The sequence below is a fragment of the Arthrobacter gandavensis genome (genome assembly GCF_039528575.1).
GTDB classification, from domain to species: Bacteria; Actinomycetota; Actinomycetes; order Actinomycetales; family Micrococcaceae; genus Arthrobacter_B; species Arthrobacter_B citreus_B.
The window spans coordinates 1,496,024-1,505,945 of sequence record NZ_BAAALV010000002.1; the positions used below are offsets into that span (position 1 = coordinate 1,496,024).

Here is a 9,922-nt window from a genome sequence, read left to right on the forward strand (position 1 = left end):
ATCTCGGTGAAATTCAGGGCTAGGTGAGGAAACGGGCGGGAACGGTTTCCTCCATGACCTTCGCCACGGCGTCCTGCTGCTTCTGCGCGAGTTCCAGCAACTCACGGATCCGCGGAGCATGGAAACGGTGGTCGTGGGCTGAAAGCACCAGCAGGGTCCGGTACAGGCACTCCTTTGCCCGGACAATGGACTGCAGCGTCTCCAGCTCCAGCTGCCCGCTGGTGCCTTTGCCGGTGCTCAGCGGATTTATCGGTCCCAGCCGTCCGCCGGCCGCCCCCACCAGCGCCAGGGCCTTCTTGATCCGGCTGCGCTGGTAGCCCAGCGCCAGGATCAGGGTTTCAAGTTCGTCGCGCTCGTCAGAAATCTGCTGGACCAGGTCCGCGAAAACGCCCTCGTGCTCGGTGCCCTGCCAGGTTTCCCGGGCTGCCTTGAAAAGCCGCACACCGGTCTCCGCTCCCAGCAAATGGTCATCCAGATAAGCGGCCAGCGACTCATGGCGGGGCGTGCGGCCGGTTTCTGTCTGCGGCATTGCGGGCTCCTTCTCTGCTCCTGGTTCGGCGGAAAACCGCCGTCACGGTTATCAGTATGCTTTGTATCTTTGCAGATCAGACGCAAAAAGCGCGAGGCGGGCATCCAAGGGATGCCGCCCCGCGCTTTGTCCGCGCCGTTTTTAGTCCGCGGCAAGCCCGGCAACGGGGGAGAGGCGCGCTGCCCTGCGGGCCGGCAGCAGTGACGCTCCCAAACCGGCTACCAGAGCCACGGCCAGCACTCCGCCCAGCTGCGCCCACGGCAGGGCCGGGACCACATCAGCGAAGGAACCGAGTGCGGACTGGGCGCCCAGCCAGCCGTACGCCGCTCCGAGCCCGAGCCCGATGAGGGCAGCCACTCCGGCGATCAGCACCGCTTCCAGTGCCAGCATGCCGCGCAGCTGGCCCTTGGTCAGGCCCAGGGCCCGCAGCAGGGAGGATTCCCTGGTCCGTTCAAGGACCGAAAGGGAGAGGGTGTTGGCCACGCCCACCAGTGCAATGACGACGGCGACTCCCAAGAGTCCGGTGACGACCATCAGCAGCACATCGATCACCTGTTCAAACGCTGCGCGTTCAATGACGGCACCGGCGATCTGGTAATCCTGCATATTCAGTGCCTCGGACAGGGCCGACTGGAGCTCCATGATTGCCGAGGTGTTCAGGCCGTCGGCAACGGCGATCCACAGCAGCGGCTGGGCCCGGAACTGTTCCGGCGTCTGCTCCTCCGGTACGCCGCCCAGCAGCTGTGCGGTGTCGGTGGAGACCAGGGCAGAGAAGGACCGGCTCTCCGAAGTCACGACCTTCAGCTCCACGTCCCCTGCGGCTCCCCTCACGGTGACGGTTTCTGCCTTGGTTCCCTGCGGCATCATGATGGTGCCGGCCATGGGAACCATGGAAGCGTCCTGCAGGACCGGGCTGTCGGCCGAATCCAGGGTGTAGACCGGAACTTCTTCCCCGTCCCGGTCAATCAGTCCGGCGACCGGAAGGAAAGCGGCATGATCCACATTCTCGACCGCCGCCGCAACGCTGGCGTCCTTGGCGGTGAACGGAGATTCGACTGGAATGGCTCCGCGGACGGTGACGTCCACCGGGAACTCACCGGCGAGGGTGTCGTTGAAGGCACTCCGGGCGGTGGCGGCGCCTGTCATCATCATGACCACCAGGGTCACGCCAATGAGCAGGGCAGATGATGTGGCCGACGTCCGCTGCGGGTTTCGCACGGCGTTTACAGCAGCCAGTTTGCCCGGAACCCCAAGCGGGGCGGCGAGGTAGCCCACCGCACGGACCAGGGGCGGAATGAAGAGCGTGGAGCACATCAGGATGCCGACGAAGCTGAGGATTCCTCCCGGGAGAGCGATGAGCAGGTCCCCGTCGTAGGCGCCGTAGCCCAGCAGGGCGGCACCGCCGGCGGTCAGCACCAGCCCTGACACCAGCCGGACGCGGCCCCTGCGTGTGCCGGCGCGTACATCCTCGGCGGGGCGAAGGGCTGCGAGCGGCGCGACGGCAGTCGCCGCACGGGCCGGCACCAGTGCGGCGAGGACTGTGAGGATTACGCCGGCCGCCATACCCGCCGCAACGGCCAGCGGCTGGACGTCCATGGTGGCGAAGCCGCTTTCCGGGAGGGTCTGAAGGTACGCCACGATTCCGCCCACCAGGCCCACTGCCGCCAGCACACCGACGATGGAGGACACGATCCCCACCAGCAGGGCCTCGACAAGCACGGAACGGCGGATCTGTGACCGGCCGGCGCCGATGCACCGCAGCAGGGCGAGCTCCCGGGTGCGCTGGGCCACCAGCACGGAGAAGGTGTTGGAGACTACGAGGGCGCAGACGAGGAGTGCAACGGCGGCGAAGGCAAGCAGGATGACAGTGAGGCTGTCCTGCCCGCCGGTGAAACCGGCCATGAGCTCGGTGGTCTCTTCCTCCACAGTGCGTACCGTCACGGCCTTGATGCCGGCATCGCTGAGTGCCTGCGTCAGGGCAGTCTGGACGGCTGTTACAGACGCGCCCTCTGCCAGTGCGAGCTGGATGGATCCAAAGCCGAACTCCATGCTGGTGAAGGGCGCGGTGGTCGCTTCGGTTGCGTAGAGCTGGGCGGTACCCATCGAGCGCGGGTCTGAGGACGCTTCAACCAGGGCAGTGACGGTGAGGGGGGTTTCAGCGCCCTCGAGGTCCTCCGCCGAAACCACGGGCAGCAGCGACCCGACGGTTATTCCGCGGCGCTCGGCGGTCTGTTCGTCGATGGCCACCTCGCCGGCGGCTGCCGGGAGGGTGCCCTTCACCACGTCAACAGGGAGCAGGGAATCATTGGCAGGAAGATTGGCCAGAACAGCGTATGAGCTTCCGCGGCCGTCCCGAACCGCCACGGAGGCGGCGAGCACCGTGTAGGTGTCTTCCACGCCGTCCATGCTGCGGGCGAGGTCAGCAGTCTGTTCGTCGAGGATGGCCCAGTCCTTGGCATCGTCGTCGTAACCGGCCGAAAGCACCAGGTCCGCGTTGCGGAAGCTCTGTCCCACACTCTGTGTCAGGGAAGCCTTGGACGAGGCATTGATGATCAAGGTGGCGGTGAGGAAGCCGACGGCGATCATCACGGCAACGCCGACGGCGATGAAACGGCGGGCATTGAGGCGCACCTGCGCCAGGGCAACCTGCAGCACTGTTATGCCCCCAGCTTTGTCAGGGCTGCCAGCACGCTCTCAGGGGTGGGATTGGAGAGCTCGCCCACCAGCGCGCCGTCGTTCATCAGCACAACGCGGTCCGCGTAAGAGGCAGCCACTGGATCGTGGGTAACCATGATGATGCTCTGGCCCATTTCCCGGGAGGAACGGCGCAGCAGCGAGAGCACTTCGGCACCCGAACGGGAATCGAGGTTGCCGGTGGGCTCGTCGCCGAAGATGACGTGCGGGCGGGTCAGCAGGGCGCGGGCTACCGCGACGCGCTGCTGCTGGCCGCCGGAGAGTTCGTGGGGGCGGTGCTTGAGCCGGCCTTCGAGGCCAAGGGTGCGGGTGATCTCTGCGAGCCATTCGGTATCAACCTTGCCGTTGGCCAGGGATACGGGAAGGGTGATGTTCTGCTCGGCGGTCAGCGTGGGAACCAGGTTGAAGGACTGGAATACGAAGCCGACGCTGTCGCGGCGCAGGCGGGTGATGTCAGCGTCCTTGAGCGAGGTGATTTCGGTTCCGCCGATCCAGATGTTGCCGGAGTCAGCGGTATCCAAGCCGGCCAGGCAGTGCATCAGGGTGGACTTGCCCGAGCCGGACGGACCCATGATCGCCGTGAAGGTGCCGGACTCGAACCGAACGTCCACGTCGCGGAGCGCGTGGACGGCGGTGTCGCCCTTTCCGTAGGTCTTGTTCAGGGCCTGTGCGGCGGCGGCAGCCGTGGAGCTGCCGGGGCCGGGCACAGCGTGGTGCTCAGTAAGGGTTGTCATGCCCTCAACGCTATTCGGGGCGCCATCCCCGGCACATCGGGTCAGGGGCGGGTTGTCAGCGGCCCTTTCTCATCCCGTGGGTGGAACCGGGCCCGCCAGCCGGTAGGACTCCAGCAGCAGTTCCTCAAGCTCTGCCATGTCCAGGCGGGCCAGCCGGGCCAGGACCAGCTGCGGCGACCGGTTGTGGTGGGGCGTCCAGAAATAGGTCTCCGGGTTCGTCCCGGCGAGCCCTTCGCGTTCCTCGGTCTTGACGGTGAGTACCCCGTCTTCCCACATTCTGGCCATCAGGCTGCGTGCGAACCAGGCCGGCTGGTTCCAGCTGGACCGTTCAGCGACTCCCGGCAGGGAAAGGCAGAAGGAACGGACATCGTCGACGGACGCCATGGGTGCCTCCCCGGGCTGTTACGGGGTGACGATACCGGTCTCATAGGCGATGACAACAGCCTGTACACGGTCCCGTGCCCCGAGTTTGGCCAGGATGTGCCCCACGTGGGTCTTGACCGTTGCTTCGGACAGGAAGAGCTTCGCTGCGATCTCCGGGTTGGAGAGCCCGCCAGCGATAAGGGCGAAGACTTCGCGCTCGCGGGGCGTGAGGGTTTCAACGCTCGCTGCATGCCGGCTCACCTCCGGAGTCGGCTCGCGCAGCATGGGCGCCACGTGGTCCAGCAGCCGGCGGGTGGTCGACGGCGCGATTACCGCATCACCGCGGTACACGGTGCGGATCGCCTCGAGCAGTTCCTCGGGCGGGGCGTCCTTGAGCAGGAAGCCGCTGGCTCCGGCCCGGATGGCGGACAGCGCGTATTCGTCAAGGTCGAAAGTCGTCAGCACCACCACCTTGACCTCCGCCTCCCGGGAACCTGCCTGCTCCAGGATCCTGGCGGTAGCTTCAATGCCGTCCATGCCCGGCATCCGGACATCCATCAGGACGACGTCGGCGGGTGTCTGGGAGAGCACGCGCACGGCTTCGGCGCCATTGCCGGCCTCAGCGGTCACCGTGAGGTCCGGCTGGGAATTGATCAGCATCTTGAACCCGCCGCGGACCAGCTGCTGGTCATCCACCAGCGCCACCCGGATAGGTGCGGAAGTATCAGTCTCCCCGGGAACACCGGGGGAGGGGGTGGTCATGCCTGTTAGGCCTCCGTGTAGGGAATGAATGCGTCGACGCGGAATCCTCCGCCGGGGGCGGGAGCGGCTTCCAACGTTCCATCGTAGAGCGCCACGCGTTCCTTCATACCTATGATCCCCTGGCCCGCGCCGGGAGTCCGGGCGGCGCCGTCGTTGGGTGTGCCTGCGTGGAGCGCCGGGTCAGCGCCGGCACCGCGCCCGTCGTCAGTCACCGTGATGCCGAGCCCGCGTGCTGTCCAGTCCAGCTCCACCCTGGCGCGCGCCATGGGGCCGGCATGCTTCAGCACGTTCGTGAGGGCCTCCTGCACCACGCGGTAGGCCGTCAGCTCCGCCCCGGCCGGCAGGGCCCGCCGCATGGCGCCGGCGGTGAGCACCTGGACGTCCAGCCCGGCACGTTTGACGCCCTCGACCAAATCACCGATGTCCGCAAGCGAAGGCAGCGGACGGGTGGACGCGCCGTCGTCGCCGCGCAGGACGCCGAGCAGCCGCCGCATCTCCCGCAGCGAGCCCCGGCCCGTCTCGGCGATAGTGCCGAGGGTAGCCGTCGCGATTTCCGGGTCCTGGGCGCTCGCATACCTGGCGCCGTCGGCCTGCGTAATGATCACTGAAAGCGAGTGCGCCACGATGTCGTGCATTTCGCGGGCAATATGGGTGCGCTCGTCAGCCGCTGCCAGGTCCCGTTCCTGCTGCCGCTCGACTTCGAGGCGGCGGGCCCGGTCGCGCAGCGACTCCATGGCCAGGCGGCGGGTTCGCGCCAGATCACCGAAGGTCCAGCAGACAAGCACCACGGCATCGACGGCCACCAGCATTATCAACCAGAACCAGATCATTCCGTTGGCAAGGCTGGCCGCCGTCCCTACGCCGGATATGGTGGGCCGCGCCACGTACTGCAGGATCAGGAGCGCACCGCCGACCAGAGCGAGTGCCAGTCCGCCCAGGCTCGCCCAGCGCGGGGCGTAGGCAGCCAGTGCATGCACCATCACCAGGACCAAGACGTCTGCCGGCAGCCCTGTCTCCGGAACCACGGGAAGCTGGATTAGGCAGGCCGCGGCCATCACTGCCGCGGCGGGAACCGGCCGGGTGCGCCGCCATGCCAGCGGCAGGCAGATGGCCAGGGACAGGAAGAACTCGATCAGCCCTTCGCCGACGCCCATCAGCAGGAACGGAAACGCGAAAAACAGGCTCGCCGAAAGCGCTCCCGCCAGGTCAACCTTGAAGGGGTTCGCCTGAGTCCAGGCATAGAGGCGTTGGTGCAGCAGCATGGACAACAACTTTAGGGCGCTTCCTGAACCGGCGCGTCATGCCCTGGTCTGAACTGCGGCTGGACGAGCCGCGGCCCGGCAGCGCCGGCCCCCGCGGAGGTGGGGGCAGCTCGTTACGGAAGCGCCGCTGTCGTGCGTCTCATTATGTGATACGTGTTGACCGCTATTCGGACACTCTTCCTAGAATTGGAGCATGAGCGAAGAAGCGTCGAAGGTTATTTCCCTGGCCGTCATTCCCGGGGATGGAATCGGTCCCGAGGTCACGGCCGAAGCCGTCAAAGTGCTGAAGGCCGTAACCGAGTCGGGTACGGCGAAGTTTGACCTCACGGAGTACCAGCTCGGTGCCGAGCACTGGCTCCGTACCGGCGAAACGCTCCCGGATGAAACGCTTGAGTCCCTCAAGCAGCATGACGCGATCCTTTTCGGCGCCGTCGGCGCCGCTCCGGGCGACACGAAAATGCCGTCCGGCCTGATCGAGCGCGAGATGCTGCTGAAACTGCGCTTCAGCCTGGACCACTTCGTCAATCTGCGCCCGTCCAAGCTGTACCCCGGCGTCGCGAGCCCGCTGGCCAACCCCGGTGATATCGACTTCATTGTGGTCCGGGAAGGAACCGAAGGCCCCTACGTCGGCAACGGCGGATCCCTGCGCACCGGGACCCCGCATGAAATTGCCACCGAGGTGTCGCTGAACACTGCGCACGGCGTCGAGCGCGTGGTGCGCGATGCGTTCCGCCGCGCCAGCGAACGCCCGCGCCGGAAACTGACCCTCGTCCACAAACACAACGTCCTGGTCTATGCCGGCAGCTTGTGGAAGCGGACCGTGGAAGCCGTTGCCGCTGACTTCCCCGAGGTGGAAGTCGACTACCTGCATGTGGACGCCGCCACGATCTTCCTGACCACGGACCCCGCCCGCTTCGACGTGATCGTGACCGACAACCTGTTCGGGGACATTCTTACCGACCTGGCTGCAGCCATCACCGGCGGCATCGGCCTGGCAGCCTCCGGCAACATCAACATGGAGGGAACCTTCCCGTCCATGTTCGAGCCGGTGCACGGTTCCGCACCGGACATTGCCGGCCAGCAGAAGGCCGATCCGACGGCAGCCATCCTGTCCGCAGCCCTGCTGCTGGCGCATCTGGGCTTCAACGACGAAGCCGCCCGGGTCGAGCGCGCAGTGGAAGCCGACGTCGCCGCCCGGGCAGGAAACACACGCACCACCGCGGAAATTGGCGATGCGATCGCCGCGGCAGTGTCATAAGCTCAACAGGTACCCGATCAATAGGAAGACGAACGACGGCCGCGCCGTTCACCGTGGAGGAATAATGTCTGTCAGCGCTCTGGAGTTCACCCAGAAGCTATCCGCCCAACCCAAGTCGGACCAGGAACGCGCTGCGATCCTGGCTGACCCGGGATTCGGTAACCACTTCACGGACCACACCGCCGTCATCGACTACCGCGTCTCGGAAACGGGCGAGGGAGTTTGGCAGAACGCGCGGATTGAGCCGTATGGCCCCATCGCCATGGATCCCGCTGCCTCCGTGCTGCACTACGGCCAGGAGATCTTCGAGGGGCTCAAGGCTTACCGGCATGAAGACGGATCCATCTGGACCTTCCGTCCCGAAGCCAACTCGGCCCGGTTGAACGCCTCTGCCCGCCGCCTTGCGTTGCCGGAGCTGCCCGAGGAGCTGTTCCTTGAATCGCTGCGGCGGCTTGTTGCCGTGGACCGGGACTGGGTTCCTTCCGGAGACGGCGAGTCCCTTTACCTGCGTCCCTTTATGATCGCCACGGAGGCGTTCCTGGGTGTCCGTCCCGCCCGCGAGGTTTCCTACCGGGTTATTGCCTCACCGGCTGGGAACTATTTCGGCGGAGAACTAAAGCCGGTTTCCATCTGGCTCTCCACCAAGTACGCCCGCGCAGGCCGGGGAGGCACCGGCGAAGCCAAGTGCGGGGGCAACTACGCAGCGTCCCTCATTGCGCAGATGGAAGGCGAAGCCAACGGCTGCCAGCAGGTGCTGTTCCTGGACGAGTTCAATGACAACGCCATCGAAGAACTCGGCGGCATGAACGTGTTCTTCGTCTTCAAGGACGGCCGCCTCGTCACCCCGGCGCTCACCGGAACCATACTTCGCGGCGTCACCCGCAATTCCGTGCTTGAACTGGGCCGAGACCGCGGCCTGAAGGTTGAAGAACGCAAGATCACGCTGGATGAATGGCGCGACGGCGTTGCCTCCGGTGAAATCACCGAGGTCTTTGCGTGCGGCACGGCTGCCGTCATCACGCCGGTTGGCGAACTGAAGTCCGAGACCGAGACCATTAGTTCCCCGGAGGCTGCGGCAGGTGAAGTCACCATGTCCATCCGGCGGGAACTGCTCGGCATCCAGACCGGTGCCGTGGAGGACACCCGCGGCTGGCTGACCCGTCTGGCCTAGGGAAGAACATGAGCGAAGCGGCACAGCCGGCACCGGACCGGATAACGCGGAGTACCCCGCTGGCACGGTACCGGCTGGCCGATAACCCGGGGCCGATGAGCCTGGACGGCACCAAGAGTTACATCCTTGCCGCCGAAACCGGCGGACCCTGCGTGGTTGTTGACCCCGGGCCTGCAGATGAAGAGCACCTCGCAGCTCTCGCCGCAGCCGGGGATGTTGAATTGGTGCTCATTACACACCGCCACCCCGACCACACAGAAGGTGCCGAACGTTTCCACCAGCTCACCGGTGCCCCGGTTCGGGCTGCTGATCAGGCTTTCTGTTTCGGCGGGGACCCGCTTCAGGACGGGGAAGTCATCACCGCCGGGGGAGTGGAGATCCAGGTGCTGGCTACGCCGGGACACACCTCGGATTCTGTGTGCTTCCTGCTCCGGGAGGACGGTCCCAGCGGATCCGTTCTAACGGGGGACACCATTCTGGGCCGCGGGACCACGGTGCTGGACTACCCGGACGGAACCCTGCAGGACTTCATGGCAAGCCTGGAGAAGCTTGGCCAGCTTGGGCCCGCCGTCGTCTTGCCTGCTCACGGCCCGGACCTGGAGAACCTTGAGTCAGTTGTGCTGACATACCGGGACCACCGTGACGAGCGCCTGGCACAGATTCGCGGCGTGCTGGGACTGCTGGGGGAGGATGCCACGGTTGAACAGGTGGCCAACGCCGTCTATGCCGATGTGCCGGCCTCCGTCCGTGCTGCGGCCGAGCTCTCCGTCGCAGCGCAGCTGGAGTATCTGCGCGTCCGTGGGTAACAACCTGATGGTGTGAGCACACCCACGCGTTCTGAACTTGCACGGGGACGGACGGTGTTCCCTAAAATGGAACTGCGCCGGTTTGCCGGGGACAGTCCGCTGGGACCGCGACGGGCGCAGCATCAGGGCCCGCAAGCCCGTGCAGGACATCACAGACCTGCCGAGTTGCGCAGGGCTCATCGGATGTGTAAAGTTGAATGAGTTGCCGCCGAGCCGTTGAGGCCGGAACGGAAACCAAAACCACTTCAATCCACCGGGTAAATCCGGATGCATTGGCGTGGTCCGGAAGGGCTGGAATAGCCGGTTTGGTTGGAATTCTACGGAATTCACCGAATTGCTAAAA

The 9,922-nt window shown here is 65.7% G+C and carries 9 protein-coding genes; 3 read left to right on the top strand and 6 right to left on the bottom strand.

The annotated features are described in order from the left end of the window. Window positions 1–19 precede the first annotated feature (19 nt). The 6 genes from ABFX29_RS10245 to ABFX29_RS10270 form a co-directional block, all read right to left on the bottom strand. Complete coding sequence (locus ABFX29_RS10245; protein WP_152227130.1) at window positions 20–529, bottom strand: hypothetical protein; 510 nt, start codon at window positions 527–529, stop codon at window positions 20–22. 141 nt (window positions 530–670) lie between these two features. Next, window positions 671–3,184 (bottom strand): ABC transporter permease, encoded by a 2,514-nt coding sequence (locus ABFX29_RS10250; RefSeq protein WP_152227132.1) that lies wholly within the window; start codon window positions 3,182–3,184, stop codon window positions 671–673. A 2-nt stretch (window positions 3,185–3,186) separates the two neighbouring features. After that, window positions 3,187–3,957, bottom strand: coding sequence for an ABC transporter ATP-binding protein (locus ABFX29_RS10255; protein WP_082413297.1), 771 nt, complete (start codon window positions 3,955–3,957; stop codon window positions 3,187–3,189). A 69-nt stretch (window positions 3,958–4,026) separates the two neighbouring features. Then, window positions 4,027–4,341, bottom strand: coding sequence for an MmcQ/YjbR family DNA-binding protein (locus ABFX29_RS10260; RefSeq protein WP_152227134.1), 315 nt, complete (start codon window positions 4,339–4,341; stop codon window positions 4,027–4,029). Window positions 4,342–4,359: 18 nt separating this feature from the next. Further along, window positions 4,360–5,082, bottom strand: coding sequence for a response regulator (locus ABFX29_RS10265; protein WP_211372348.1), 723 nt, complete (start codon window positions 5,080–5,082; stop codon window positions 4,360–4,362). Window positions 5,083–5,087: 5 nt separating this feature from the next. Beyond that, on the bottom strand, window positions 5,088–6,344 hold the full coding sequence (locus tag ABFX29_RS10270) for a sensor histidine kinase (RefSeq protein ID WP_152227136.1): 1,257 nt from the start codon (window positions 6,342–6,344) through the stop codon (window positions 5,088–5,090). A gap of 193 nt (window positions 6,345–6,537) precedes the next feature. On the opposite strand from ABFX29_RS10270, the gene ABFX29_RS10275 reads away from it, so the two are divergent. From ABFX29_RS10275 to ABFX29_RS10285, 3 genes are all read left to right on the top strand, one after another. Then, the gene (locus ABFX29_RS10275; protein WP_152227138.1) at window positions 6,538–7,602 is read left to right on the top strand and encodes a 3-isopropylmalate dehydrogenase; all 1,065 of its coding nucleotides are present in this window, start codon (window positions 6,538–6,540) and stop codon (window positions 7,600–7,602) included. A 64-nt stretch (window positions 7,603–7,666) separates the two neighbouring features. Next, entirely contained in the window at window positions 7,667–8,773 is a 1,107-nt protein-coding gene (locus ABFX29_RS10280; RefSeq protein WP_152227140.1) for a branched-chain amino acid aminotransferase, read from the top strand. Window positions 8,774–8,781: 8 nt separating this feature from the next. Beyond that, window positions 8,782–9,579, top strand: a complete 798-nt coding sequence (locus ABFX29_RS10285; RefSeq protein ID WP_152227142.1) for an MBL fold metallo-hydrolase — start codon at window positions 8,782–8,784, stop codon at window positions 9,577–9,579. Window positions 9,580–9,922 lie beyond the last annotated feature (343 nt).

Bases quoted from the DNA above. Each gene is read 5' to 3' on its own strand.
- ABFX29_RS10245 (WP_152227130.1), bottom strand. From the start codon at position 529: ATGCCGCAGACAGAAACCGGCCGCACGCCCCGCCATGAGTCGCTGGCC.
- ABFX29_RS10265 (WP_211372348.1), bottom strand. From the start codon at position 5,082: ATGACCACCCCCTCCCCCGGTGTTCCCGGGGAGACTGATACTTCCGCA.
- ABFX29_RS10280 (WP_152227140.1), top strand. From the start codon at position 7,667: ATGTCTGTCAGCGCTCTGGAGTTCACCCAGAAGCTATCCGCCCAACCC.
- ABFX29_RS10260 (WP_152227134.1), bottom strand. From the start codon at position 4,341: ATGGCGTCCGTCGACGATGTCCGTTCCTTCTGCCTTTCCCTGCCGGGA.
- ABFX29_RS10255 (WP_082413297.1), bottom strand. From the start codon at position 3,957: ATGACAACCCTTACTGAGCACCACGCTGTGCCCGGCCCCGGCAGCTCC.
- ABFX29_RS10270 (WP_152227136.1), bottom strand. From the start codon at position 6,344: ATGCTGCTGCACCAACGCCTCTATGCCTGGACTCAGGCGAACCCCTTC.
- ABFX29_RS10275 (WP_152227138.1), top strand. From the start codon at position 6,538: ATGAGCGAAGAAGCGTCGAAGGTTATTTCCCTGGCCGTCATTCCCGGG.
- ABFX29_RS10285 (WP_152227142.1), top strand. From the start codon at position 8,782: ATGAGCGAAGCGGCACAGCCGGCACCGGACCGGATAACGCGGAGTACC.